We start from the raw sequence: 25,301 nt of genomic DNA, 5'->3' as shown, positions 1-25,301 counted from the left end.
CCGAAAGATCGCGTGTGAGTCTGCCCGGTACAAAGCCGGCGCTGACTGCATTGAACCCGCGCGCGGTGCGGCGCGGCGATCGAATATTTTCCTCGATCGCCGCCGCCGCCGGATCGACGATCGTGATCGCGATCGCGCTGATCGCGATATTCCTCTTGATTCGTGCTGTGCCGTCGCTGCGGGCGAACCACGCGAACTTCTTCACCAGCAACGAATTCAATACCAGCGACGCCGAGAAGTTGGCGTTCGGTATCCACGACTTGCTGATGGTCACCGTGTTGAGTTCGGTCAGCGCACTGGTGTTGGCCGTGCCGGTCGCGATCGGGATCGCGGTGTTCCTCACCCAATATGCGCCGGCGCGGCTGGCGCGCCCGTTCGCCGCGATGGTTGATCTGCTGGCCGCAGTACCGTCGATCATCTTCGGACTGTGGGGGATCTTCGTGTTGGGGCCCAAACTGGAGCCGTTGGCCGGGTTTTTGAATCGCAACCTGGGTTGGCTCTTCCTGTTCAAGCACGGCAACGTGTCGCTGGCGGGCGGCGGCACCATCTTCACCGCCGGGATCGTGCTTTCGGTGATGATCCTGCCGATCATCACCTCGGTGGCGCGCGAAGCGTTCCGCCAGACCCCGCGTATCCAGATGGAAGCGGCCCAGGCGCTCGGCGCCACCCGGTGGGAGGTGGTGCGAATGACCGTGCTGCCCTACGGTCGTAGCGGCGTCGTCGCGGCCTCGATGCTGGGCTTGGGTCGCGCACTCGGCGAAACCGTTGCGGTGCTGATCATCTTGCGCGCCGGGGCCCGTCCGGGCAATTGGTCACTGTTCGACGGCGGTTACACGTTTGCCTCGAAGATCGCCTCCGGCGCATCCGAATTCAGCGAACCGCTGCCGACCGGGGCCTATATCTCGGCGGGATTCGCGCTGTTCGTGGTGACGTTCTTGGTCAACGCGGCCGCCCGCGCGATCTCCGGCGGCAAGGTCAACGCATGAGTGTCGAGACTTTTCGGCAGCCGCTCAAGGTCACGGTGGTGCAGCCGCTGAGCCTGCGGCGGAGGATCAAAAACCACGTCGCGACGCTCTTTTTCCTCGCCTGCTTCGGTGTCGCGCTGGTTCCCCTGGTCTGGCTGCTGTGGGTGGTGATCGCGCGGGGTGGCTATGCCGTCACCCGGTCGGGCTGGTGGACGCATTCGCTGCGCGGAGTGCTGCCCGAGCAGTTCGCCGGTGGTGTCTACCACGCGCTGTACGGGACGGTGGCGCAGGCGGGGGTGGCCACCGCGCTCGCGGTGCCGCTGGGCTTGATGACGGCGGTATTCCTGGTGGAATACGGTTCAGGACGGCTGGCGCGAGTGACCACGTTCATGGTCGATGTGCTTGCCGGGGTTCCCTCGATCGTGGCGGCGCTGTTCATCTTCAGCCTGTGGATTGCGACTTTGGGGTTTCAGCAGAGCGCGTTCGCCGTGGCGCTGGCGCTGGTCCTGCTGATGCTGCCGGTGGTGGTGCGGGCGGCCGAGGAGATGCTGAGACTGGTACCCGACGAACTGCGGGAGGCCAGTTACGCGTTGGGTGTTCCCAAATGGAAAACGATTGTGCGGATTGTCTTTCCAATCGCGATGCCGGGGATCATCTCCGGCGTTCTGTTGTCCGTGGCCCGCGTGATCGGCGAAACCGCGCCGGTGCTGATCCTGGTCGGGTACAGCCGCTCGATCAACCTCGACATCTTCCACGGCAATATGGCCTCGTTGCCGCTGCTGATCTACACCGAACTCAGCAATCCCGAACATGCGGGTTTTCTGCGGATCTGGGGTGCCGCTCTGACGCTGATCATCATCGTGGCCGCCATCAACCTCGCGGCTGCGCTATTTCGTTTCCTGGCAACCCTGCGACGCTGACCGGGACGCCCGCGCCCGATCTAGGATCGTGACGCCGTCTTCGCGGGAGACTTCTTGGCGGGCGCCTTCTTTGTGGCGGTCTTTTTGGCCGGCGCCTTTTTGGCCACCGTCTTCTTCGCGGCGGTCTTTTTGGCCGCCGCCCTTTCCTCGCCGGAGCGCGCCTTCACGCTGGCCTCCAGCTTGGCGAGCAAATCGGAGACATCTTCGGTCTCATCCAGATCTTTGGGCTTCTCCTCGGCGGTAAATGCCTCGCCACCTTCAAGTTTCGCGTCGACGAGCTCTTGGAGCTGCTCCTGGTAGGTGTCGTGGTAGCGGTCCGGGTTGAAGTCGTCGGCCATCGACTCCACTACCTGCCCGGCCATCTTCAGCTCCGCGGGCTTGATCTCGACCTTCTTGTCGAGTACCGGAAAATCGGGGTCGCGGATTTCGTCCGGCCACAGCAGGGTGTGCACCACCATGACGTTGCGTTTGCCAAAGTCCTTCACCCGCAACGCCGCAAGCCGCGTCTTGTTCCGCAGCGTGAAATGAACGATCGCCATCCGATCGGTCTCGGCCAATGTTTTGGCCAGCAGCACATACGATTTGGACGACTTCGAATCCGGCTCCAAAAAATAGCTGCGATCGAACATCATCGGATCGACGTCGCTGGCCGGGACGAACTCCAGCACTTCGATTTCGCGGCTGCGTTCTTCGGGCAAGGTGGAGATGTCGTCGTCGGTGATCACCACCATCTGGCCGTCGTCGGATTCGTAGGCCCGGACGATGTCCCGGTATTCGACCACCTCGCCATCCACCTCGCACACCCGCTGATAGCGAATACGACCGTTGTCCTTGGCGTGCACCTGGCGGAACTTGATGTCGTGGTCCTCGGTGGCGCTGTACACCTTGACCGGCACGTTGACGAGCCCGAACGAGATCGAACCCTTCCAGATGGAGCGCATGCAGTCAGTATGCCCATACCGCTGGTCACAAAACAGCACGGCAGGGCCACGACCTGGGAATGTCCGGTTCGCGCGCGCCTCCGGGCGACGCCGGCCCTCACGCGAGCGGAGGAACCATCGCGGAGTGGCAAACCTGATTTCCTCCGGCGCGTTTGGCCTGATACATGGCCACGTCGGAAGTCTCGATCAGGTTATCGATGAGTTGCATGGGAGGGGTGATCGGGCCGGCGTTGAGCAGGATGCTGGAGGTGCCGACGCTGGCCGTGATTTCGAACGGAATCGCGGCTATCGCGTCGCGAAGTCGTTCGGCCATCTTTACCGGGCTGGGTGTGGTGTCGATATCGGCGACCACGAATTCCTCCCCACCCGACCGGCCGATCACGGCGGTGGGGCGGCAGTTCGCCCGAAGCGCCGCGGCGACGGCGACCAACGCCTGATCGCCGGCGGCGTGACCATGCCCATCGTTTAGTTGCTTGAAGTCGTCGAGATCGATCATCACGATCACCAGATATGAGTCCGGCGCGCCGCGATGGTGCATGATCAGTTCGTAGGTCGAGTTGTAGAACGAGCGCCGGTTGTGCAGGCCGGTAAGTGAATCATGGTCGGAGCTCCGCAGATCGGTGCGCAGCGTGTGCACCAGCGACCGCATGCCAAATGGCACACCGATATTGAGTCCGGCGACGACTATCAGCGCACCGAGGGTGAGGGCAACGCCGCCGGTGTTCGCGATGACCCGGTAGGACAGGACCACCACGCACACCGCGGCCACCGCGGAGTTGGTAAGCACGATGGCGGTGCCGTGGAAGTAGGCGATGTAACCGCCGAGGATCGCGAAAGTCGTGCATGCCATCAATCCGACGTAGGGGTTCGACAGCGTCAAGAGCGCTGCGGCGACGCCCACCATTGCTGCGAGCAAAGACAGGCTCGACTGACGACGCGTCGGCCAGCGCTTCAACCGCAGAATCGCGCCGGTGACCCCCAACAACGACAGCACGATTGTCACTGCCCGAGTCACCGGGTGGTGAGGTGCGGCCGGACTCCACAGCATGATGAGCGGTTGGACCGCGAATGCGGCGATGAACAGGAAGGTGATCCTGCGCCAGGGTGTCAAGAGTCCATGACTGTCCAGGTAGGCAGTGACCCAGTCGAACTGGTCTGACTCATTCACCACGGAACTCCTTCATGCCCTCCTGGTGTCCCCCGGCCCGCCAACGCCATTGACTGCTGTTCAGTCAGGGGCAATGTAGCGGTCGTGGCGACCCGGCCCGCGCCGGTTTCGGTTCCGGCGCGGGATGATGCGCGGACTAGGCGAAACTACCAGGGGGAGCAGCGGATTGAGCCGCTACGGCGGCCCTGTCGGGCAGATCGGCGCCAGCGCGTGCGACGGTCAGCGCCGACAACAGCCGCCCCGCCTCCAATGCCGCGGTCAGCTCGTCGAGACGGATTCGGGCCAGGGCGGCCCGCCGGTCGCCGCCCAACAGATTCATCTCCCAGAGGGCGTCGAGCAGGCCGACCATGAACGCGTCGCCGGCGCCGACCGTGTCGACCACCTCGACCGGACGGGCGGGTACCTGCACCTCGCCCGCCGCACAGAACGCTCGCGAACCGTGTGCGCCCATCGTCACGGCGACGATCGCGGGACCCAACGCCAACCAGGCTCGGGCCGTCCGCTCGGGCTCATGGTCGGGATCTATCCAGTGCAGATCCTCATCGCTGACTTTGACGATGTCGCTGCGCTCGACGAGGTGTTCGATCCGTCCGCGCGCCAGATCTCGGTTCGCGATCAGCGATGGCCGCACGTTGGGGTCCAGGGTGATCGTGGCCGACACCTGGTAGGCGTCGAGCAGTGCGGCGACCGCCAAGCACCCCGGCTCGCGCACGGCCGCAATGGACCCGGTGTGTACGAACAACGGTGGGGCAACTTCGGGTGTACCGGAGAGCTGCCAGTCCAGATCGAAGGTGTAGGTCGCCGATCCGTCGTCGGCGATCGTCGCCGCCGCGGTCGGCGTGCGCGGGGCGGTCATGCTTCCCGGAACAAGCTGCGCACCAGATGTTTTGACGTATTCCGCGATGCGCCGGCCGGCCTCGTCGTCGCCGATGTGGGTCAGCAGGTCGACGTCGCGACCAAGCCTGGCCAGTCCGACCGCGATGTTCAGCGGGCTGCCGCCGACATGCGAGTCGCCGTCGACGACATCGATCAGCGACTCGCCGATCACCAACCCGCGGGTCATCGCACCAACGCCTCCAACGTCGCCCGAGCTCCCTTGCGGTGCAACGAATCCAGCGCCCAGCTGTATGCCTGGACGAAGCGTGGCTGGTGGGCCAGATCGCCGAACACCGCGGCGATCTCGATGAACGCGGTGGGATTCTCGTACTGCGAGCGGGCGATCGGGATCAGCGAGTCCGCGAGCTGATCCACCACCTCGTACGGCTCACCCCATTCGTTGGTGCCCTCGGCGTAGCGTGCCCAGCTCGCCACCACCGCTGCCGCCACCCGGACCGAGCCGTCGCTGGCCAGGTTGTCGCAGATCACCGGGATCAACCATTTCGGGATGCGATCCGACGAGAAGGCGCACAACCGCGACACGGTGTCGCGCACGCCCGGGTTGCCGAACCGCTCGATCAGCGTGCGGCTGAATTCATGCAGGTCGATCCCGGGCACTGGCGGCAGCGTGGGGATGGCCTCGGATTCGAAATAGGCGATCAAGAGTTCGGCGAACAACGGATCGCGCGCCGCCTCGTGGACGAACTCGAAGCCGCACAGATGGGCGAAGTAGGCCAGGCACTGATGCCCCGCGTTGAGCAGCCGCAGCTTCATCAGCTCGTACGGCGCGACATCGTCGACCAGCAGCACGCCCGCCTGCTCCAGCGGCGGCCTGCCGTCGGCGAACTTGTCTTCGAGCACCCAGGCGGTGAATGGCTCGGCCACCACCGGCCACCGGTCGTTGACGCCGAAGTCGCGCCGCACCTCCGCGGCCATCTGCAGTGTCGTGGCCGGGGTGATCCGATCGACCATCGAATTCGGGAACTCGACGTGTTCGCTCACCCACTGCGCCAGCCCGGGGTCACGGCTTTCGGCGTTCGCGAGGACGGCCCGCCCCGCGATCTCACCGTTGTTCTCGATGTTGTCGCACGACACGATGGTGGGTGCGGCGATCCCACGGCGGCGACGCCGGTCCAAAGCCTCGACGATCAACGCGAACGCGGGCCCGTCCGGGTCGCGATAACCGCCCTCGGTGATGGTCAGCGAAATGATCCGGGTGGACGGCGCGGCCAGCACTTCCAACGCCGATTCCGGATCGTCGGGGGCGTACCGGTAGTCGATGATCGAGCCGATCACGTGTGCGTCCCGGCTGCCGTCCGGCTTCTCCAGGATCAGCGTGTAGAGCCCGTCCTGATCGTTGAGGACATCGCGCATCGTCCAGTCGGCGGGCATCACGCCCACCCCGCAGATGGCCCATTCGCGTGCCAGACCGGCTTGCAGCAGCCGGTCGATGTACATGGCCTGGTGCGCGCGGTGGAAGTGACCCGCGCCGATATGCGCAATGCCGACGGTCAAGCTGCCGCGGTCGTAGTTCGGCGCCTCGATCGGCAGCTTGGAGAGCGAGGCGTTGTTCAGATTAATTGCGCTAGCCACCATGGCCAACTCCTCCCCGGGCCAAAGCCCGGATCGTCACCGGGCTCGGAGCTCCTCTCAACGGTACGACGACCAGCGGTCTGCAAACCCAGCCCAACGACCGGTCTCGGACCAGTCGCAGCCCTACGTGAGCGGGGAACTTCCGGCCGGCACGGCCGACGACAGCAGGACATCGGCAAGACCACGCCACGAATCGGTTATCGCGACCGCGCCGGCGTCAACCAATTCCGCACGGCGGCAATCCCGCTCGTCAGGCTGCAGGAACATCAGGTTGCCGACGGTGGCGTAGCCGGCTGCGACCGCGGAACTCACGCCGGCCACCGAATCTTCGACGGCCAGTCCGTGGTGGGCCTCGACGCCCAATGCCCGGCCGGCGTGCAGATACACGGCCGGGTCGGGTTTGCTGGTCGGTACCGGAAGAGAATCCTCCGCGCTGAAGGTGACTGCCGCCGATATCAGCGAGTTCAGGCCGGTGGCGGCGAAGCAGGCAAGCAGACGCTTGGTGGCGCTGGAGCTGACGGCCGCGAGCGCGTAATGGGCCGCGAGGTCCCGCAACGGCTCCAGCACCCGCGGATCGGGTGTCAGGGTGACCGCCAGATGAGCGGTGACCCGTTCGCGCTCTTCGCGCACCCACTGCTCGAGTTCGTCGGCGGACAATGCGGCGCCGCTCGCCAGGTCGCCGGACGAGGCGATCAGCGCCGCGGGACGGCCCTCGGTCAGCGTCGGATCGAGCGGCACTCCGCACTGCACCGCCAAGTCGAGGGCCGTGTTGCGGAAGTTTTTCCCGACGGCCCGCTTGCGCAACTCTTCCGAGCTGAGCGGTGCGGTCACACCGAACCTGGCCAGGAAACGATTGGTCACGTCGGTCGATGCGTCGAACGCCGGCCGTTCCGAGCCGAACAGGTTGTCGTCGGCGTCCAAGAGCAACGTCGTGATCGGCGCGGGGTCGAATTCACGGACGAAAGTGAGGCCCTCGGTCATCGCGCCACCAACTCCCGCTCGTCGTTGCGCATCGCGTCCCGCAGCGTCGGCACCACACCGCGTGCGTCGATGTCCGCGATCATCTCACCGAGGCGCTCGGCGAAGCCGGGCACCGCGCGCACCTGGGCGAACATCTCGTGTTCCAGCAGCGGATCGGGGTTGGTGCTCGCCATGTTGGCCAACTTAACCACCGGGATTGCCTGCGAGTCCTCGAGGCTGATCTTGCGCCCATTGAGGTCGTGCCCGCGCATGTAACGTGCCCACCCGGCGACTGCCAACATCAGCAGCGTGTGCGGCCTGCCCTGCGCGATCGCCTCCTCCAGCGAGGGCAGCACGAACGACGCGATCTTGCTCGTTCCCCGTCGAGCCAGCCGCGACAATTGGTCGCTCATCCGGGGATTGCTGAGCCGATCGAGCAATGTGCCCCGGTATTCGGGGGTGTTCATCCCCGGGACGACCGGCAGCAGTGGCTGAATCTCGTCGCGCACGAGCTTCTCGACGTAATCGAAGATGATGCGGTCTCGCATCGCGTCGTCGGTGCGCTGATAACCGGCCAGGGTGGCCAAACACCCCAGCGCGATATGGGTGCCGTTGAGCAGACGGGTCTTGATCAGCTTGTGGTCGCGGACATCGGTGACGAATTCGGCACCGACCAGGTCGAGCGGCGGGCGCCAGTTGCAGAAGGAATCCTCGATCACCCACTGGCGATACGGCTCGGTCACGACCGGAAATTTGTCGGCCACGCCGAACGTCTGCTCGACGAATTTGCACTCCGACTTCGAGGTTTGCGGGGTGATGCGATCGACCATGGTCGACGGGAACGCGACATATGTGTCGATCCAGCGGGCGAGTCCCACGTCCTTCAACGCGGCGAACGACACCAGCGCGGTCCGCGCCGGCTGGGTGTCGCCGGGAATGTTGTCGCAGCACAGCACGGTGAACGGCGCGACGCCCGCGCGGCGACGCCGATCGAGAGCTTCGGCCAGATATCCCCACGCGGTTGCGTAGCCGTTGTACGCGACCAGGTCGGCGCGCACGTCGGGGTGGTCGGCGTCGAACTCGTCGGTGACGGGATTGAGGAAGTATCCATTGTTGGTGATGGTCAGGCTGACAATGCGGGTTTGGGGGTCTGCCAGGGCGGCGCGGACCGCTACGCCATCACTCGGTGCGTAGTGAACGGAGCCGATGGAGCCGACCACGCGGGCGGTTTGGCGGTCGTGGCCGCACTGCACGACGGTGTACAGCCCATCTTGTGCGGACAGCAGGTCTTTGGCGTTGGGGGAGTTGAGACTCACGCCGGTCACCCCCCACCGATCTGAAATGCCCGAGCGGGCGAGGTCGTCGAAGTACACGGCCTGATGTGCGCGGTGGAAGTTGCCCGCGCCGATGTGGACGACACCCCGCTGAAGGGCCGACCTGTCATAGGTGGGCACGTCGACGCGCTGCGAATGCAGTTGTAGTGTCGCGTCGCTCAGAGGGACGCCGCCTTCTGGACGCCAAGGGGAAGGGATGACATCAAACATTGTTCATCTGTGCCCGAGGTGGCCGCCGGTCTAACCTTTCCGTGGGTCATGTCACAAATCAAATCCACAGCAAGGCGATAATCGGTGGTCAAAGCGGTTAACACGCCTGAAACGACGTAAGTTGACAACATGGCACCTCGGGTGAAACTGACCAACCCCGACAAGGTGCTCTACCCTGCGACCGGCACCACCAAGTCCGACATCTTCCACTATTACACCGCCATCGCGGAGGTGATGGTGCCGCACATCGCCGGGCGCGCGGCGACCCGTAAGCGCTGGCCCAATGGGGTTGAGCAGCCTTCATTTTTCGAAAAGCAGCTGGCTTCCACAGCTCCCGACTGGTTGCCACGCGCCAGCGTGGCCCATCGCTCCGGGACTACGACGTACCCGATCATCGACAGCGTCGACGGGCTGGCCTGGATCGCCCAACAGGCTGCCCTGGAGGTCCACGTGCCGCAATGGCGGTTCGTCGCGCAGTGGACCCGCAGTGAAGCCGAAGAACTCAAGCCCGGGCCCGCAACACGATTGGTGTTCGACCTGGACCCGGGCGATGGCGTCACGATGACTCAACTCTGCGAGGTCGCGCATGCCGTGCGGGAGGTGGTCGCCGATATCGGGCTGGCCACTTTTCCGTTGACCAGTGGCAGCAAGGGGCTACACCTCTACACGCCGCTGGATGAACCGGTGAGCAGTACGGGTGCGAGTGTGCTGGCCAAACGCATTTCGCAGCAATTGGAAAAGACGATGCCCACCTTGGTGACCGCGACGATGACCAAGAGCCTGCGAGCCGGCAAGGTGTTCTTGGACTGGAGCCAGAACAACGGCTCCAAGACCACGATTGCGCCGTACTCGCTGCGTGGCCGTGAGCAGCCGACCGTCGCGGCGCCGCGCACCTGGGAGGAACTCGAGGATCCGGAAGTGCGTCAGTTGCGCTACGACGAGGTGCTCGACCGGGTCGACCGTGATGGTGACCTGCTCGCGGCGCTGGATACCGACGCGCCCGTCGCGGATCGGTTGACTCAATACCGCAGCATGCGCGACGCGGCGAAGACACCCGAACCGGTACCGCATGCCAAACCTACTGCAGGCCAGGGAAATACGTTTGTCATCCAGGAACACCACGCCCGCCGGCTGCACTACGACTTCCGGCTGGAACGCGACGGCGTACTGGTGTCGTGGGCGGTGCCGAAAAACCTGCCGGAGACGACATCGGTCAATCATCTGGCCGTGCACACCGAAGATCATCCCCTCGAATACGGCTCGTTCGAGGGCAACATCCCCAAAGGCGAATACGGTGCGGGCAAGGTGATCATCTGGGATTCCGGAACCTACGATGCCGAGAAATTCCGCGATGACGAGGTCATCGTGACTCTGCACGGCAGCCGAATCTCCGGACGGTATGCGCTGATTCAGACCAACGGTAATCAGTGGCTGGCGCACCGGATGAAAGATCAGAACGTCTTCAACTTCGACGAGATCGCGCCGATGCTCGCAACGCACGGTTCGGTGGCCACTCTCAAGGCCGGCCAGTGGGCATTTGAGGGCAAGTGGGACGGCTACCGACTCCTGGTCGAGGCGGATCATGGCGGCGTGCGGGTGCGGTCCCGAAGCGGTCGCGACGTCACCGGCGAATATCCGCAATTGCAATCGCTGGCCGATGATTTCGCTGACCATCATGTGGTGCTCGACGGTGAGGCCGTGGTTCTGGACGATTCGGGCGTGCCCAGCTTCCACGCGATGCAGAACCGCGGCCGCGGCAGTCGCGTCGAATTCTGGGCATTCGACCTGCTCTATCTCGACGGCCGCTCGCTGCTGCGGGCAAAATACTCCGACCGCCGAAGGCTGCTGGAAACTCTCGCCGCCGCAAGCAGTCTCATTGTCCCCGAGCTGCTGCCCGGGGGTGGCGCCGACGCACTCGACCATTCCCTTGAGCACGGGTGGGAGGGCGTGGTTGCCAAGAAACGCGACTCTACTTACCAGCCAGGCCGACGATCGGCATCCTGGGTCAAGGACAAGCATTGGAGCACACAGGAAGTCGTCATCGGCGGCTGGAAAGCAGGAGAAGGCGGGCGCACCAGCGGCATCGGCTCACTGATGGTCGGCATTCCCGGCGAGGGCGGCCTGCGCTTCGTCGGCAGGGTCGGCACCGGCTTCACCGAACGCGACCTGAGCAATCTCAAGAAGACCCTGGCGCCGCTGCACACCAACGACTCCCCGTTCGCCGACCGGCTGCCGGCACGCGACGCCAAGGGCGTGACGTTCGTCGAACCGGTTCTGGTTGGCGAGGTCCGCTACAGCGAGTGGACCCCGGATGATCGCTTGCGCCAGCCGAGTTGGCGTGGGCTACGGCCGGACAAGTTGCCAAGCGAGGTGGTGCGGGAATGAAATGGGTGACGTTTCGAGGATCCGATGGCGAGCGGACCGGGGTGCTCTCCGGCGACTCGATCCACCCGATGCCACCGGGGGTGACGCTGCTTGACCTGGTCGGGCGCGGCGCCGACGGGCTCGTCCCGACCCGATACGCCTTGCCGGGGTGCTGTTCGGCGGCGACCTGCTGTTCTTCCTGTTCATCGGCTGCACCCCGATCGTGTGGGCGGGCCCGATCGGCAACTGGGTCGCCGCCTGCGACGCGATGATCGCGCTGGACGCTCCGACGGTGGTGCCCGGGCACGGCCCGATCACCGACCCGGATGGGATCCGCGCGGTCCGTGGCTATCTCGTGCACGTTGCCGAGCAAGCCAAGGCCGCCTACGACAAGGGACTGTCCTGGGTCGACGCCGCGGACACCATCGACCTCGGCGAGTACACCACCTGGCTGGACGCCGAACGGGTGGTAGTCAACGTGTATCAGCGCTATCGCGAACTCGACCCGGACACACCACAATTGGAGGCGATGGCGTTGCTGGTCATGCAGGCCGAGTGGCTGGCCAGACGCGCCTGACCGTCCGCTACTTCAGGACCGCGGTGACGAAACCGATGGTGTCGGCGGGGACCTGCTGATCGGCGTGCCGCAATTCCGGCAGCCCGGCGGCGGTGAACAGCTCGGCAAGCCGAAACTTGAGCACCCCCCACCCGCGGGCGTGCAGGTGTGCGGCGACATCGGTGTGCTCGCCCGGGTAGGACAAACCGGCGAAGTCCAAATCCAATCCGAGGCGTCGCCAGCCCTCGCTCATCTGTTGGGCCTGTCGCCGCGACGCCTCCGTCGTCCCGAGAACCGATCCATAGTCAGCGGCCAGGCGGCTGCCGCCGGCGCTGAGCGAAATGATGTTGTCCAGCAGCAGAACCTCGGCCTCGGGCGGCAGGAAGCCAATCAGCACTCCTTCGGCGAGCCAGGCGGTGGGCTGCGCGGCGTCGAAGCCGGCGGCCCGCAGGGCGGCCGGCCAATCCTCGCGAAGGTCGATGCCGACAGTGCGGTACTCGGTGGTGGGCTTCGCGCCGATCTTCGACAGCGTCGAGGTCTTGAACTCGATCACCTCCGGCTGGTCGATCTCGTACACCGTCGTCCCGGCCGGCCAGGCAAGCCGGTAGGCGCGGCTGTCCAACCCGGCCGCGACGATCACGACCTGCCGGATGCCGCCGTCGGTGACTTGGGTGAAGTAGTCGTCGTAAAACCGGGCGCGGGCGGCGAATGTGTCGGTAATCCGCGGAAATGCCACCCCGGCGTCGTCAGCGTCGAAATCCAGTTCGCCCGCGGCCAATCGGTTGAACGCGTCTATCCCGACGGCGCGCACCAGCGGCTCGGCGAACGGGTCGTTGATGACCGGCTCCGGACGTTTGGTCGCGGCCGCCCGTGCGGCGGCGACCATGGTGGCGGTGGCCCCCACACTGTTGGCCAGGTCCCAGGTGTCGCCTTCGCTTCGTGCCATGGTTTCTCCTTCGTCGTCGCGTCGAAACCACGGTATGCCTCCTTGGTGAATCTCCACGTCGCCTACCGTTTCCCTATGCCCGCAGTGGAATTGGAAACTCTCGAGGACAACATCGCCTGTATCACGCTGAACCGGCCGGAGCGCCTCAATGCGATCGACGGGGCACTGATCGACGGCGTGGACGCCGCCCTTGACGTGCTCAGCGGCGGGCAGTACCGGGTCGCGATCATCACCGGAGCCGGGCGCGGATTCTGCGCCGGCGCCGATCTGAGCGGCACCGGCCAGGCCTGGACCCAGCCGGCCAGCCCGGCCACTCCGGCGTTCAAGATCAACTACGACGCTCAGGTACGGCTGGCAAATCTCTACACCCGGATCTACGAACTGGACATCCCGGTGATCGCGGCGGTCAACGGTGTCGCCGTCGGAGGCGGCCTCGCGTTCACACTGGTCAGCGATATTCGGGTGGCGTCCGAACAGGCCCGCTTCGGTTCGGTGTTCATCAAGGCCGGGTTCTCGTCGATGGACATGGGAACCAGCTACCTGCTGCCGAAAATCGTCGGCGCCGGGGTGGCGCGCGAGCTCATGCTGACCGGACGCATCATCGACGCCGACGAGGCCCATCGCATCAAGCTGGTGCATGAGGTGGTCGCGCCGCACGACCTGATGCCGGCCGCTGTGCGCAAAGCCCGCGAGATCGCCGAGAACAACGCCTACGGCGTGTGGCAGACCAAGATCGGGCTCAACGCGGCGCTGGATGCGCCCAGTTTGCGGCATGCCATCGAGATCGAGAACCGCACCCAGATCCTCAGCGGATTCACCAACAACCCCGTCGAGGCCGCCAAGGCGCACCTGGAGAAGCGGGCTCCCAAGTGGGATCCCCTATGAGGCGTCGGCTGATGGCGGCGGCCCGCCGCGCCCGGCTTCGCCGCGCTTGCGACCGCCGTTAGATCTTCGCGATGACGTTCTCGGCAAACATTTCGAGGTTGCGGATCTTGTTGTCCAGCGGTTCGGTGTCGTTGCCCATGATGTAGGGGATGCGGAAGCCGACGATGACGTCGGTGACGCCCTTGTCCTCGAGCCGCTTGATGCCGTCCGGTGTATAGGCGTCCGCCGAGATGACATGAATCTCGAACGGGCCCGTCTTGCCGGCTTCTTCGCGGTATTTTTTGAGCTTGTCGATCAGCCCGTCGAGTTCCGCGGGGTCGCCGCCACCGTGCATCCAGCCATCGAGTCGCGCCGCGCGCTTGAGCGCTGCGTCCGCGTGACCGCCGATCAGGATCGGGATCGGCTTGGTCGGGGCCGGGGTCATCTTCGTCTTGGGGATGTCGTAGAACTCGCCGTGGAATTCAAAGTAGTCGCCGCTGGTGAGGCCCTGAATGATCTCGATGCATTCGTCCATTCGCTTGCCGCGCTTGGCGAACGGGACACCGAGCAGCTCGTAGTCCTCGGGCCACGGGCTGGTCCCGACTCCGAAGCCCACCCGGTTGTCGGTCAATGCGGCCAGCGAACCGATCTGCTTGGCGACCAGCGCCGGCGGCCGGATGGGCAGCTTGAGGACGAAGAAGTTGAAGTGCAGCTTCGTCGTCACCGCGCCCAATGCCCCTGTCAGCACGAAGGTTTCGATGAACTCCTTGCCGTCCAGGAACTCGCGATTGCCGTCGGGCGTGTAGGGGTACTTGGAGTCGGATTCGAAGGGATAGGCGATGCTGTCGGCAATCGTCATCGCGTGGTACCCGGCTGCCTCGGCGGCCTTGGCCAGCGGGATGTAGTACCTAAAGTCCGTCATCGCTTCTGCGTAGGTGAACCGCACGTCATCCGCCTTCCTGTGGGGGCCGTCACACGACACTAGAACGTGTTCTAGTTTGGCTTGCGGGCGGGTCCCCGCAGAACCGTGCGAACGGGTGGAGCGGCCCGGCTAAAGCTGGTTCTCGGGGCCGATGATGGCCCAGACGGTCTTGCCCGACGAGGTCGGGGTGCTGCCCCACGCCCGCGATAACGCGTCGACAATCGCCAGCCCGGACACGTCGATGCCCTTGTCCGGCGACGGCAGTCGCACGGCGGCCGAAGTGCTCTCGTCGGACACTGCGATGGTCGCCGTTTCGCCGTCGGTCTCGATCCGCATCTTCGGGACGCTGCCGGTGTGTTCGAGCACGTTTTCCACGAACACGTTGACGACCACCAGCGCGACCGGGATGAGTCCGGATTGTCCCCATTCGGTTAGCCACTCGCGGACCAGCCGCCGCGATTCGCGCAGGCTGGTCAGGGTCGCGGGCAGCTCCGCATCGGCTCGCTGGAGGGTTTGACGGGTGAGCCGGCCGAGCGCCTTCAGGGCCCCTTTTTCGGTCGAATAGACCGGCATGAAGCGCGTGACTTCGCTGCGGGTGATCGCTTCGCGGGTCGTGCGATGGGCGCTGACCAGCACAATCGGAAGTTTGGTCTGGGTGCCGAGCTGTAAGTGGGCGCTGATGAAGGCCGACCATGCCGACTCCGCGGGCACCTTGAGTTCGCTGATGTTGACGATGACGGCGGTCGGCTGTTGCAGCGTTGCTTTGGAGATGCTCTCGCGCAGCGCGCCAGAGTTGCTGGCGTCGAGCACGCCACCGACGGTCAGGACTGCGATCGAGTCGTCCGTCCGCGTCACGACGGCCAGCGAGCTGGGCGACTCGGCTACCGCACTCACGCTAGGCACTCCTTTCCGTCTAGGACAGTATCCCTACTTATCCCGCTCCACGATGCAGCGGTTTGTGGGCGTGTGTCCTAATCGCGGTTAGGGCACACGAATCCTAACGTGGTCGGAAAGCAACTAGGCGTCTCGATCCGGCGTTCCATCTTCTGCTCCTCGAATTCCCACCCGGCAAACCAAATGAGGAACCGCCCCCCGGGCGGCAGAGACTTCTCACGTTAGTTCAGTGGCATCGATGCCACCAGATCAGGAGAATTCGGGGCCGTTCAGAATGCGGGCATCGCGTAAGGGGGAGGGCCCACCCCGGCGACCGCATGGGTGCCCCAGGGCGTCTGCTCGACGATGCGGGCCGTCGCGCTGCGCTCACCCACTGTGAGCGTCGCCGTTCGAATCTGCCTGAGTTCGTCGTCCGGTGGCGACTCTCCCGGCGCGCTAAAAAGCGTTCCCTGCCAGTGGTAACGGCCGTCGATCGGGTCCAGGTGCCCGGCCAGGCGCACGCGCACCGAATGGGACGTGCCGGCGATTGTCAGCGTTGCCATACCGTCGTAGGTCTGATTGCCGGAGGGGGCGCCGGACGACAGATCGAACGCCGATGCCGGCCGGAATGCGGCAGCGGGGCGCAAATGGGCGCGCTCGTTGAATACCTGCTGACTGCTGCGCAGTACCTCGATACGAGCGCTGCCACTGCGTTTCATCAGCCCGATGCATTCGACGACGTAGCGAATTTGGCTACCAACGTCGGGCCCGGTGATCAGGAAGTAGTTGGGGAAGCCGTAGATCGCGACGCCCAGGAAGGGCTCGGTGCCGTCGACCCAGGCCTGTTTGAGGGACAACCCGCCGGCACCGACCAGCCGGGGAATGCGATCGGGAATCGTGAATCCGGTGCCGTAGATAATCGCGTCCGCTCGGTGGTCGACACCATCGCTGGTGCGGACGCCCGACGGGGTGATAGCGCTAATCGCCGATGCCACAAGCGCGGGTGGAGATTGCCGACCGCCCAACGCAGCCCGGGTCTGGCGGCTCAGCCATCGCTTGACACGGGTCGCCGGCAACGGCAACTCGGCGACGATCCGGCGCGGTGGGTGCGCGAAAACGGTGACCGAGGTCGCCGCGGCGGTCAACTGTCGCAGGTAATGACCGGCGCTGGCGTCGGCGCCGATGATCGCGACGTGCTTGCCGCCGGGATCGAAGTCGGCGTCCCACTGCGCCGCGTGAATCGACGTGCCGCGAAAGTCATTGTGCCCGGCTAGCTCTGGTATCCACGGTACGAGCATCCGCGGCTCGGCGGCGATGACGACTTCGGCTCGATAGTTTTGGCCGCCAGTGCCGTTCAGTGCCCAGGTGTCAGTGTCGTCGTCGAACACCGAAGCGATGTCGTCGTCGCTCGGCACGGTGACGAAGTCAGTGATGCCCGCGTTGAGCAACTCGGTTGCGACGCCGCGGCCGCGGTCCCCGGCGCCGATGATGATGACGCGCGGCGGGCTCACAGAAACTTGGTGCGCTTCCAGCCGCGCCGCGCGATCGGGCCCAGCAAGCCGTTCTCGGTCAAAAACGCTGCGAGCGGCGCAAAGCCGGACACCTGTGTCTCGTGGCGGTGCGGATTGCTGCGCGCCGTCGCTCGTGCTCGTTTCGGGTCCAGCCCGGTCCGCGCGTAGGGGATGGGACTGCTGAACAGGTAACGGAAGAAGTAGCCACCGAACCCGTTGATGTTGGCCATGAACCATTTGTTCAAGCGCGGCATCGTCTGCGCACGCTTGCGGGCGCCGTCGCGCGCGAACTGAATATGGCGGGCTTCTTCGGTCACGTGAATTCGCATGAGCCGCTGGATAATCGGCTGCAATTCCGGATCGTCCAACATTTGCCGTTGCAGCGAATCGAAAATCTCTTCACCGATCAGTGCGGCCATCCACAGCATCGAGCCGCGCTGGAACGCCAGTGGCAAGGCGTTGATGATCATCCGGTGCCACAGCCGCGGGCGCACCGGCTTGGCCCCGATGCGCTCAATGGCCTTGCCGAACATCACCATGTGCCGGGTTTCGTCGCCCAGCTCGGTCAGCTTGTAATGCGTCGACCGGCTGGTGGGGTCCTCATGCAGGATCGTGCGCAACAACGATTGATTGAGCATGTTCTCGAACCAGATTCCGGCCGAGAGGGTGTTCACCAGTTCCTGGCGGGACAGCTCGATCTGTTGCTCGCGGGTCATCTCGTCCCACATCGGGGTGCCGTACAGAGAGACCAGCCGGGGCGGCAGATAAAACTTCTCCGGGTCCAGCGGAGCATCCCAGTCGATGTCGACAGTCGGCTCGTAGGACTTCTTGACCGAGCCCTTCAATAACCGTTCCGAGAATTCTTCCCGACTCGGCCCACCTGGCCGCACCGCTGAGGTCATGGCGCCACTCCTCATCGCTTCGCTCTGCATCGTCTCGGCGCGAGTCATCGCTGGCGTCCCTCCATTGGGTGCTTCAGACGATACCCATGGTACTGGGTACTTGAGGTCCCGACTAGGTGTTTGAGGTTGCGATTCGGCAATGTGACGGGAAACGAGCGTCAGGAGGTAGCGGGTGAGTCGGCATATCCACGTGATCGGTATCGGCGCCGGGGACCCCGACTACGTGACCGTCCAGGCGATCGCGGCGCTCAACGACACTCAGGTGTTCTTCGCGATGGACAAGGGCGAGGCGAAAAGCGACCTGGTGGGGCTGCGACGGGAGATCTGCACGCGGTTCATCCGCGAACCGGGCTATCGGTTCGTGGAGTTGCCCGATCCAAAGCGGGCGGATCCGGGCGACCGGCAAGGCGATTACCGGGAAGCGGTTGCTGACTGGCATGCGGCGCGCACGCGGATCTGGGCGCAGGCCATTGTCACCGAGCTGGGGCCCGACGGCGTCGGTGCGTTCCTGGCCTGGGGCGACCCGTCGCTCTACGACAGCACGCTGCGGATCCTCGACGCGGTCGCCGCCGAGGTGGAGTTCACGTTCGACGTCGTCCCTGGCATCACCGCCGTTCAGGCGCTGACCGCCCGGCACCGCATCCCGCTCAATGACGTCGGCGAACCGGTGCTGATCACCACCGGTAGGCAGCTGCGCACGCACCCGCTGTCGGGCTCGGCGGTGGTGATGCTCGACGCGGACTGCTCGTTTCAGAACTGCCGCCCCGATACCCGGATCTGGTGGGGCGCCTACCTGGGCACCGACGACGAACTGCTGGTGAAGGGCACTGTCGGCGAGGTGGGGTCGCGGATCGCGGCGCTGCGTTCGCAGGCCCGCGAGCGGCACGGCTGGATCATGGATACCTATTTATTGCGGGCGCCGTGAGCCTCGATGGACACTGCACAGCCGCGATCGGCAAACTGAATGTGTGCCCGAACTGCCCGAGATCGAAGCGCTGGTCGACCACCTGCGGCGCCATGCCGTGGGATCGACCATCGGTCGCGTTGACGTCGGGGCGCTGTCCGTCCTGAAAACCTTCGATCCGCCGATCACGGCCCTGCACGGCCTGACGATTACCGGAGCCAACCGGTGGGGTAAGTACCTGGGGCTGCAGGCGGAGAATCTGCTGTTGATCGCGCACCTGTCGCGCGCGGGCTGGCTGCGCTGGTCGGACAAGCTGGCCGCGGCGCCGCTGCGGCCGGGCAAGGGGCCGATCGCGCTACGCGTCCACCTGGGCGTTCCCGGGACCGGGCCGGGCTTCGACCTGACCGAGGCCGGCACCCAGAAGCGGCTAGCGGTGTGGCTGGTCGACGATCCCGAGCAGGTGCCCGGGATCGCCGCGCTGGGCCCGGACGCCCTGGATCTGAGTGCCGACGACTTGGCGGGGGTGCTGGCCGGCAATACCGGCCGGATCAAGACCGTGATCACCGACCAGAAGGTGATGGCCGGGATCGGCAATGCCTACAGCGACGAAATCCTGCACGTCGCCAGGATCTCGCCGTTCGCCACGGCCGGGAAGCTGACGCGCGAACAGCTCATCACCCTGCACGACGCGATGATCTCGGTGTTGACCGATGCGGTGCACCGTTCCGTCGGCCAGGGAGCCGCGATGCTCAAAGGGGAGAAGCGCTCCGGGCTGCGGGTGCACGCCCGCACCGGGCTGCCCTGCCCGGTATGCGGGGACACTGTGCGGGAAGTGTCGTTCGCGGACAAGTCTTTTCAGTACTGCCCGACGTGCCAGACCGGCGGCAAGGTGCTGGCCGATCGGCGCATGTCTCGGCTGCTCAAGTAGCCGATCTGCCGGCACCTGACACCTGTCGATATGCTGCCCGGGTGACTCGCCAGAAGATCCTCATCACCGGCGCCAGCTCCGGCCTGGGCGCCGGGATGGCGCGTTCCTTTGCCGCCAAAGGTCGCGACCTGGCGCTGTGCGCCCGTCGAACCGACCGGCTCGACGAGCTGAAAGCCGAGCTGGCGCAACAGTATCCCGCGATCAAGCTCGCGGTCGCCACGCTGGATGTTCGGGAGCACGAGCAGGTGCCGAAGGTTTTCGCGGAGCTGAGCGACGAGCTCGGCGGCATCGACCGCATCGTCGTCAACGCCGGCATTGGCAGCGGCGCCCGGCTGGGCTCCGGCAAATTATGGGCGAACAAGAAGACCATCGAGACCAACCTGGTGGCCGCGCTGGTGCAGATCGAAACGGCTCTGGAGATGTTCACCAAGAACGGCTCGGGCCATCTGGTGCTGATCTCGTCGGTGCTGGGCCACGCCGGCGTGCCGGGTGTCAAAGCTGCTTATTGCGCAAGCAAAGCCGGGGTGCGTTCCCTGGGGGAGTCGCTGCGCGCGGAGTATGCCAAGGGCCCGATCAAGGTCTCGGTGATCGAGCCCGGCTACATCGAGTCGGAGATGACCGCCAAATCGGCAAGCACAATTCTGATGGTGGACAACGAAACTGGCGTCAAGGCCCTCGTCGCTGCCATCGAGCGCGAGCCCGGACGGGCCGTGGTGCCGCGATGGCCGTGGGCGCCGCTGGTGCAGCTGATGCGGGTGCTGCCGCCGCCGCTGACCAAGCCGTTCGCCTAAGGTCAGCGCCGGACCGGTTGAGAGCGACTAGCTGACCCGGCCTCGTTCGGTGCGGTAGCGACGGACCAGGGCATCCGTCGAGCTGTCGGACTGGGGCGCGGGGGAGCTGTCGCTGGTGAGCACCGGAAGCAGCGCCTTGGCCTGCGTCTTGCCCAGCTCGACACCCCACTGATCGAACGAGTCGATTCCCCACACCACGCCTTCGGTGAACACCTGATGCTCGTAGAGCGCGATCAGCTGTCCCACCGCTGAAGGCGTAAGCCGTTCGCCCAGAATCGAAGTGGACGGTCGGTTGCCGGGCATGACCTTGTGCGGCACCACCTCGGCGGGCGTGCCCTCGGCGGCGATTTCCGCCGCGGTTTTGCCGAACGCCAGCACCTGGGTCTGCGCGAAGAAATTGCTCATCAACAGGTCGTGCATACTGCCAGTGCCGTCGGCGGTGGGCAGATCGTCGGTGGGCTGGCTAAAGCCGATGAAATCGGCAGGCACCAGACGGGTGCCCTGGTGGATCAATTGGTAAAAAGCATGCTGGCCGTTGGTTCCTGGTTCGCCCCAAAAGATTTCGCCGGTCTCAGTGGTCACCGGCTTGCCGTCGGCGCGTGTCGACTTGCCGTTGGACTCCATGGTCAGCTGTTGCAGGTACGCGGCAAACCGAGCCAAGTCGTTGGAGTAGGGCAGCACGGCGCGCGACTGCGCGTCGAAGAAGTTGGAGTACCAGAGCCCGATAAGACCGAGCAGCACCGGCGCGTTGGACTCCAGCGGGACGGTCTTGAAGTGTTCGTCGACGATGTGGAACCCGGACAGGAAGTCGGCGAAGGCCTCTCGGCCGATCACCGCCATCACCGACAGCCCGATCGCGGAATCGACCGAGTAGCGCCCACCTACCCAATCCCAGAACCCGAACATGTTGTCGGTGTTGATTCCGAATTCGTCGACCAGACGCTTGTTGGTCGAGACGGCGACGAAATGCTTGGATACTGCCGAATCACCGAGCGCGTCGGTCAGCCAGCGGCGCGCCGCGGTCGCGTTGGTCAGCGTCTCCAGGGTGGAGAATGTCTTGGACGCGACGATGAAAAGCGTTGTGGCCGGCTCTAACTCGGCCAGGGTGGCGACCAGGTCGGCCGGATCGACGTTGGAGACGAAGCGCGCCGAAATACCCGCGTCCGCGTAATGGCGCAGCGCTTGGTACACCATCACCGGACCGAGGTCCGATCCGCCGATGCCGATGTTGACCACCGTCTTGATCCGTTCCCCGGTGGCCCCCGTCCACTCACCATTGCGCAGCCGGTCGGTGAAATCACCCATCGCATCCAGCACGCTGTGGACGTCCTCGACGACGTTGTGGCCGTCGACAACCAACTCGGAATCCCGGGGCAACCGAAGTGCGGTGTGCAGGACCGCGCGATCCTCTGAGGTATTGATGTGCACGCCGGAGAACATTTGATCCCGGCGCTCTTCGAGATTGGCCGCCCGTGCCAGGTCGATCAGCAGGCGCAGCGTCTCGCGGGTGACACGGTGCTTGCTGTAGTCGATGTAGAGGTCGCCGACCGTCACGGTCAGATCGCGGCCGCGATCCGGGTCGTCGTCGAAGAATTGGCGGAGGTGGGTTTCGCCGACTTGTTCGTGATGCCTACGCAGGGCGTCCCACGCCGGGGTGGCAGTGATGTCGGAGATAGTCAGCACGGAGGTCATGGTTCGACCCTAGTGCCGACTCACCGGCCACAGCCACCGCTGGCGGCCAGCGCAAAACGCCCGGGCAATACCGAAATTGGCGGTAGAAATAATCCTCGATACTGAGGATCTTTAGTGGCCGAGCCGGCCCCTGCCCAGCCGCAGCAACAGCATCGCCAGGTCTTTACCTTCCGGGCCGAGCTCGCTGTAGCGCTGGATAACCTTCATTTCCCGGCTGTGGACCAACCGGGTGCCGCCGGATGCCATCCGGGCCCGGCCGATCTCGCGAGAAACTTCGGCGCGCCTCTGGACAGCGGCGAGTATCTCGGCATCGAGCCGGTCGATCTCAAGACGCAACTCTTCAATGTTCGCCAACTGTTCAATGTCGATCATCTCGACGCTCATCCCTACACCCCCGTGTTGTTTTGATGTTGTTCTTTTGGTCTTGTTCGCTATTGGGCTTGAAAACGTTATCCGGCTTTGGAAAAAGTTTGAGCCCTGAATCCGAAGGCGGACCACAGGGCTCTAGCATCCACAGCTAGACCATGGGGACCGCTGGGCGGTACCCACAGTAAAATCGGCGACGCCACTCGAGGATCGATAGGCGGCGATGGAGCTGTGCATTGTCCATGTAACGAGTGTGCCACACGCTCGGACCCCCCGAGGCAAAACGACGAGTTCAGCAACCTCACCTTGCTTGGGGGCCGTAGCCTGGGCCTTTCTCGTCGGCGGGTAGCGGTAAATTTAGGCAGACATGACTGTGCACGCAACTGATGCCAAGCTCGCCGCCGGGATCGATCAGCTGCTCGACGGCCTTAATCCTCAACAACGCCAAGCGGTGGTACATGAGGGCTCGCCCCTGCTGATCGTGGCGGGCGCGGGCTCCGGGAAGACCGCGGTGCTGACGCGTCGCGTCGCCTATCTGGTCGCCGCGCGCGGTGTCGGGGTCGGACAGATTCTGGCCATCACCTTCACCAATAAGGCCGCTGCTGAGATGCGCGAACGGGTGGTACGGCTGGTCGGCAACCGCGCCCGCGCGATGTGGGTGTCGACGTTTCACTCGACCTGCGTGCGCATCCTGCGCAACCAGGCCTCCCTGATCCAAGGCCTCAATTCGAACTTCTCTATCTACGACGCCGACGACTCGCGGCGCCTGTTGCAGATGATCGGGCGCGACATGGGCCTGGACATCAAGCGGTACTCGCCGCGACTGCTGTCGGTCGGCATCTCCAACCTGAAGAACGAGCTGATCGATCCGGACCAGGCTGTGTCCAATCTCACGGACGAATCCGATGATCTGGCGCGCACCGTCGCCTCGGTATACAGCGAATACCAGCGGCGGCTGCGGACGGCCAACGCGTTGGACTTCGACGACCTGATCGGCGAGACGGTCGCGGTGCTGCAGACCTTCCCGCAGATCGGTCAGTATTACCGGCGCCGGTTTCGGCACGTCCTGGTCGACGAATATCAGGACACCAACCACGCGCAGTACGTGTTGGTGCGGGAATTGGTCGGACGCGACGATGGTGATTCGTCCGACGACAACGTGCCGCCCGCGGAATTATGTGTGGTCGGGGATGCCGATCAGTCGATCTATGCGTTCCGCGGCGCGACCATTCGCAATATCGAGGAGTTTGAGCGCGACTACCCCGATGCGACGACTATTCTGCTCGAGCAGAATTACCGCTCGACGCAGAACATTTTGTCGGCGGCCAATTCGGTGATCGCGCGGAATTCCGGGCGCCGGGAGAAGCGGCTGTGGACCGACGCCGGTGAAGGGGAGTTGATCGTCGGCTACGTCGCCGACAATGAACACGACGAGGCCAGGTTCGTGGCCGAAGAAATTGACGCGCTCGCCCAGCGCGGCGAAATTACCTATAACGATGTAGCCGTCTTCTATCGCACCAACAACTCGTCGCGATCGTTGGAAGAGGTGTTCATCCGCGCCGGAATTCCGTACAAGGTCGTCGGGGGAGTCCGCTTCTACGAACGCAAGGAAATCCGCGACATCGTCGCCTACTTGCGGGTGCTGGACAACCCGGGCGACGCGGTCAGCATGCGACGCATCCTCAACACCCCGCGCCGCGGCATCGGCGATCGCGCCGAGGCGTGTGTCGCGGTCTACGCCGAGAACACCGGCGCCAGCTTCGCCGACGCGCTGGTCGCCGCCGCCGAAGGCAAAGTTCCGATGCTCAATTCCCGTGCAGAGAAGGCGATTTCGGGTTTCGTCGAGCTGCTGGACGAGCTGCGGGGCCACCTCGACGACGACCTCGGCGATCTGGTCGAGTCGGTGCTGGAGCGCACCGGATATCGCCGGGAGCTGGAGTCCTCAACCGATCCGCAGGAACTGGCCCGGCTGGACAACCTGAACGAACTCGTCAGCGTCGCACACGAATTCAGCATCGATCAGGCCAACACCGCCGCGCTCGACGATTCCGCACAGGCCCTCGAGGATGAAGACGTGCCCGACACCGGGGTGCTGGCGTCATTTCTGGAGCGGGTCTCCCTCGTCGCCGACACCGACGAGATTCCCGAGCACGCCGCGGGCCTGGTGACGTTGATGACCCTGCACACCGCGAAGGGTCTGGAGTTCCCGGTGGTATTTGTCACCGGCTGGGAGGACGGCATGTTCCCGCACATGCGGGCGCTCGACGACCCGATGGAACTCTCCGAGGAACGGCGGCTGGCCTACGTGGGCATCACCCGCGCCCGCCAGCGGCTGTATGTGAGCCGGGCCATTGTCCGGTCTTCCTGGGGGCAGCCGATGCTTAACCCCGAATCCCGCTTCCTGCAAGAGATTCCGCAAGAACTGATGGAGTGGCGGCGCACTGCACCGGCCCCGTCCTACAGCGCGCCGGTGAGCGGTGCCGGACGGTTCGGAACGCCGCGCGCCGCGCCCACCCGCTCCGGAGCAAGCAAGCGTCCGCTGCTGGTGCTGGCGCCCGGCGATCGCGTGACTCACGACAAGTACGGGCTGGGCCGGGTCGAGGAAGTCTCCGGCGTCGGCGAATCGGCGATGTCGCTGATCGACTTCGGCAGCTCCGGACGGGTCAAGTTGATGCACAACCACGCCCCGGTCAGCAAGCTGTAGAGCTCGGCTCG

The 25,301-nt window shown here is 64.9% G+C and carries 21 protein-coding genes and 2 pseudogenes; 10 read left to right on the top strand and 13 right to left on the bottom strand.

Annotated elements, in window-relative coordinates:
* Positions 1–14 precede the first annotated feature (14 nt).
* Positions 15–986 carry a phosphate ABC transporter permease subunit PstC gene (pstC, locus tag OK015_RS25295; RefSeq protein WP_268127236.1) on the top strand — a complete coding sequence of 324 codons (972 nt, stop codon included), beginning with the start codon at positions 15–17 and terminating at the stop codon, positions 984–986.
* Positions 983–1,885, top strand: a complete 903-nt coding sequence (gene pstA / locus OK015_RS25290; RefSeq protein WP_268127233.1) for a phosphate ABC transporter permease PstA — start codon at positions 983–985, stop codon at positions 1,883–1,885. Before pstC ends, pstA begins: the two co-directional genes overlap by 4 nt.
* A gap of 20 nt (positions 1,886–1,905) precedes the next feature.
* Here the strand turns inward: pstA and ku are convergent, their stop codons facing one another.
* From ku to OK015_RS25260, 6 genes are all read right to left on the bottom strand, one after another.
* On the bottom strand, positions 1,906–2,826 hold the full coding sequence (gene ku / locus OK015_RS25285) for a non-homologous end joining protein Ku (protein WP_268127231.1): 921 nt from the start codon (positions 2,824–2,826) through the stop codon (positions 1,906–1,908).
* A 97-nt stretch (positions 2,827–2,923) separates the two neighbouring features.
* The gene (locus tag OK015_RS25280; protein ID WP_268127229.1) at positions 2,924–3,994 is read right to left on the bottom strand and encodes a GGDEF domain-containing protein; all 1,071 of its coding nucleotides are present in this window, start codon (positions 3,992–3,994) and stop codon (positions 2,924–2,926) included.
* A 136-nt stretch (positions 3,995–4,130) separates the two neighbouring features.
* Entirely contained in the window at positions 4,131–5,057 is a 927-nt protein-coding gene (locus tag OK015_RS25275) for a carbohydrate kinase family protein (protein ID WP_268127227.1), read from the bottom strand.
* Complete coding sequence (locus OK015_RS25270; RefSeq protein WP_268127225.1) at positions 5,054–6,466, bottom strand: mannitol dehydrogenase family protein; 1,413 nt, start codon at positions 6,464–6,466, stop codon at positions 5,054–5,056. The genes OK015_RS25275 and OK015_RS25270 overlap by 4 nt, the downstream gene beginning before the upstream one ends.
* A 120-nt stretch (positions 6,467–6,586) precedes the next feature.
* Positions 6,587–7,444: an HAD family hydrolase gene (locus tag OK015_RS25265; RefSeq protein WP_268127222.1), complete on the bottom strand. Its 858-nt coding sequence runs from the start codon at positions 7,442–7,444 to the stop codon at positions 6,587–6,589.
* A complete protein-coding gene (locus OK015_RS25260) occupies positions 7,441–8,967 on the bottom strand; it encodes a mannitol dehydrogenase family protein (protein WP_268127220.1) in 1,527 nt (508 codons plus the stop codon). Before OK015_RS25260 ends, OK015_RS25265 begins: the two co-directional genes overlap by 4 nt.
* A gap of 129 nt (positions 8,968–9,096) precedes the next feature.
* Here OK015_RS25260 and OK015_RS25255 point away from each other — a divergent pair, with 129 nt between their 5' ends.
* Together OK015_RS25255 and OK015_RS25250 are read left to right on the top strand one after the other, a co-directional pair.
* Positions 9,097–11,352, top strand: a complete 2,256-nt coding sequence (locus OK015_RS25255) for an ATP-dependent DNA ligase (RefSeq protein WP_268127218.1) — start codon at positions 9,097–9,099, stop codon at positions 11,350–11,352.
* Between the two features lie 142 nt (positions 11,353–11,494).
* A pseudogene (locus tag OK015_RS25250) lies at positions 11,495–11,908 on the top strand (fumarylacetoacetate hydrolase family protein); the annotation flags it as partial.
* A 7-nt stretch (positions 11,909–11,915) separates the two neighbouring features.
* On the opposite strand, the gene OK015_RS25245 reads toward OK015_RS25250, so the two are convergent.
* Positions 11,916–12,833, bottom strand: a complete 918-nt coding sequence (locus tag OK015_RS25245; RefSeq protein WP_268127215.1) for a class I SAM-dependent methyltransferase — start codon at positions 12,831–12,833, stop codon at positions 11,916–11,918.
* Between the two features lie 84 nt (positions 12,834–12,917).
* Here OK015_RS25245 and OK015_RS25240 point away from each other — a divergent pair, with 84 nt between their 5' ends.
* Positions 12,918–13,718 (top strand): enoyl-CoA hydratase/isomerase family protein, encoded by an 801-nt coding sequence (locus OK015_RS25240; RefSeq protein ID WP_268133081.1) that lies wholly within the window; start codon positions 12,918–12,920, stop codon positions 13,716–13,718.
* Between the two features lie 58 nt (positions 13,719–13,776).
* On the opposite strand, the gene OK015_RS25235 is transcribed toward OK015_RS25240, so the two are convergent.
* The 4 genes from OK015_RS25235 to OK015_RS25220 all read right to left on the bottom strand — a co-directional run bounded on the left by OK015_RS25235 (position 13,777) and on the right by OK015_RS25220 (position 17,905).
* Positions 13,777–14,643 (bottom strand): LLM class flavin-dependent oxidoreductase, encoded by an 867-nt coding sequence (locus OK015_RS25235; RefSeq protein ID WP_268127212.1) that lies wholly within the window; start codon positions 14,641–14,643, stop codon positions 13,777–13,779.
* Positions 14,644–14,748: 105 nt separating this feature from the next.
* On the bottom strand, positions 14,749–15,513 hold the full coding sequence (locus OK015_RS25230; protein ID WP_442791160.1) for an STAS domain-containing protein: 765 nt from the start codon (positions 15,511–15,513) through the stop codon (positions 14,749–14,751).
* A gap of 269 nt (positions 15,514–15,782) precedes the next feature.
* Complete coding sequence (locus OK015_RS25225) at positions 15,783–17,003, bottom strand: DUF4873 domain-containing protein (protein ID WP_268127208.1); 1,221 nt, start codon at positions 17,001–17,003, stop codon at positions 15,783–15,785.
* A complete protein-coding gene (locus OK015_RS25220) occupies positions 17,000–17,905 on the bottom strand; it encodes an AurF N-oxygenase family protein (RefSeq protein ID WP_268127206.1) in 906 nt (301 codons plus the stop codon). Before OK015_RS25220 ends, OK015_RS25225 begins: the two co-directional genes overlap by 4 nt.
* A 172-nt stretch (positions 17,906–18,077) precedes the next feature.
* Here OK015_RS25220 and cobF point away from each other — a divergent pair, with 172 nt between their 5' ends.
* The 4 genes and pseudogenes from cobF to OK015_RS25200 all read left to right on the top strand — a co-directional run bounded on the left by cobF (position 18,078) and on the right by OK015_RS25200 (position 20,528).
* Complete coding sequence (gene cobF / locus OK015_RS25215; RefSeq protein ID WP_268127204.1) at positions 18,078–18,830, top strand: precorrin-6A synthase (deacetylating); 753 nt, start codon at positions 18,078–18,080, stop codon at positions 18,828–18,830.
* 43 nt (positions 18,831–18,873) lie between these two features.
* Positions 18,874–19,062, top strand: a pseudogene (locus OK015_RS25210) (DNA-formamidopyrimidine glycosylase family protein); the annotation flags it as partial.
* A 207-nt stretch (positions 19,063–19,269) separates the two neighbouring features.
* A complete protein-coding gene (locus tag OK015_RS25205; RefSeq protein WP_268133079.1) occupies positions 19,270–19,737 on the top strand; it encodes a zinc finger domain-containing protein in 468 nt (155 codons plus the stop codon).
* A 41-nt stretch (positions 19,738–19,778) separates the two neighbouring features.
* Positions 19,779–20,528: an SDR family oxidoreductase gene (locus tag OK015_RS25200; RefSeq protein ID WP_268127202.1), complete on the top strand. Its 750-nt coding sequence runs from the start codon at positions 19,779–19,781 to the stop codon at positions 20,526–20,528.
* Between the two features lie 27 nt (positions 20,529–20,555).
* On the opposite strand, the gene pgi is transcribed toward OK015_RS25200, so the two are convergent.
* Both pgi and OK015_RS25190 read right to left on the bottom strand, forming a co-directional pair.
* Positions 20,556–22,220, bottom strand: coding sequence for a glucose-6-phosphate isomerase (pgi, locus tag OK015_RS25195; protein WP_268127200.1), 1,665 nt, complete (start codon positions 22,218–22,220; stop codon positions 20,556–20,558).
* Between the two features lie 111 nt (positions 22,221–22,331).
* On the bottom strand, positions 22,332–22,604 hold the full coding sequence (locus OK015_RS25190; RefSeq protein ID WP_085219831.1) for a chorismate mutase: 273 nt from the start codon (positions 22,602–22,604) through the stop codon (positions 22,332–22,334).
* Positions 22,605–22,953: 349 nt separating this feature from the next.
* Here OK015_RS25190 and pcrA point away from each other — a divergent pair, with 349 nt between their 5' ends.
* Complete coding sequence (pcrA, locus tag OK015_RS25185; RefSeq protein ID WP_268127195.1) at positions 22,954–25,290, top strand: DNA helicase PcrA; 2,337 nt, start codon at positions 22,954–22,956, stop codon at positions 25,288–25,290.
* Positions 25,291–25,301: the final 11 nt, after the last annotated feature.

The organism is Mycobacterium sp. Aquia_216, from assembly GCF_026723865.1.
Lineage (GTDB): Bacteria > Actinomycetota > Actinomycetes > Mycobacteriales > Mycobacteriaceae > Mycobacterium.
This window is presented reverse-complemented; position numbering and strand designations above follow the sequence as displayed.

Coding starts and splice junctions, on each gene's coding strand:
- pstA (WP_268127233.1), top strand. CDS start 983: ATGAGTGTCGAGACTTTTCGGCAGCCGCTCAAGGTCACGGTGGTGCAG.
- ku (WP_268127231.1), bottom strand. CDS start 2,826: ATGCGCTCCATCTGGAAGGGTTCGATCTCGTTCGGGCTCGTCAACGTG.
- OK015_RS25275 (WP_268127227.1), bottom strand. CDS start 5,057: ATGACCCGCGGGTTGGTGATCGGCGAGTCGCTGATCGATGTCGTCGAC.
- OK015_RS25270 (WP_268127225.1), bottom strand. CDS start 6,466: ATGGTGGCTAGCGCAATTAATCTGAACAACGCCTCGCTCTCCAAGCTG.
- OK015_RS25265 (WP_268127222.1), bottom strand. CDS start 7,444: ATGACCGAGGGCCTCACTTTCGTCCGTGAATTCGACCCCGCGCCGATC.
- OK015_RS25260 (WP_268127220.1), bottom strand. CDS start 8,967: ATGTTTGATGTCATCCCTTCCCCTTGGCGTCCAGAAGGCGGCGTCCCT.
- OK015_RS25255 (WP_268127218.1), top strand. CDS start 9,097: ATGGCACCTCGGGTGAAACTGACCAACCCCGACAAGGTGCTCTACCCT.
- OK015_RS25245 (WP_268127215.1), bottom strand. CDS start 12,833: ATGGCACGAAGCGAAGGCGACACCTGGGACCTGGCCAACAGTGTGGGG.
- OK015_RS25220 (WP_268127206.1), bottom strand. CDS start 17,905: ATGACCTCAGCGGTGCGGCCAGGTGGGCCGAGTCGGGAAGAATTCTCG.
- pgi (WP_268127200.1), bottom strand. CDS start 22,220: ATGACCTCCGTGCTGACTATCTCCGACATCACTGCCACCCCGGCGTGG.
- OK015_RS25190 (WP_085219831.1), bottom strand. CDS start 22,604: ATGAGCGTCGAGATGATCGACATTGAACAGTTGGCGAACATTGAAGAG.
- pcrA (WP_268127195.1), top strand. CDS start 22,954: ATGACTGTGCACGCAACTGATGCCAAGCTCGCCGCCGGGATCGATCAG.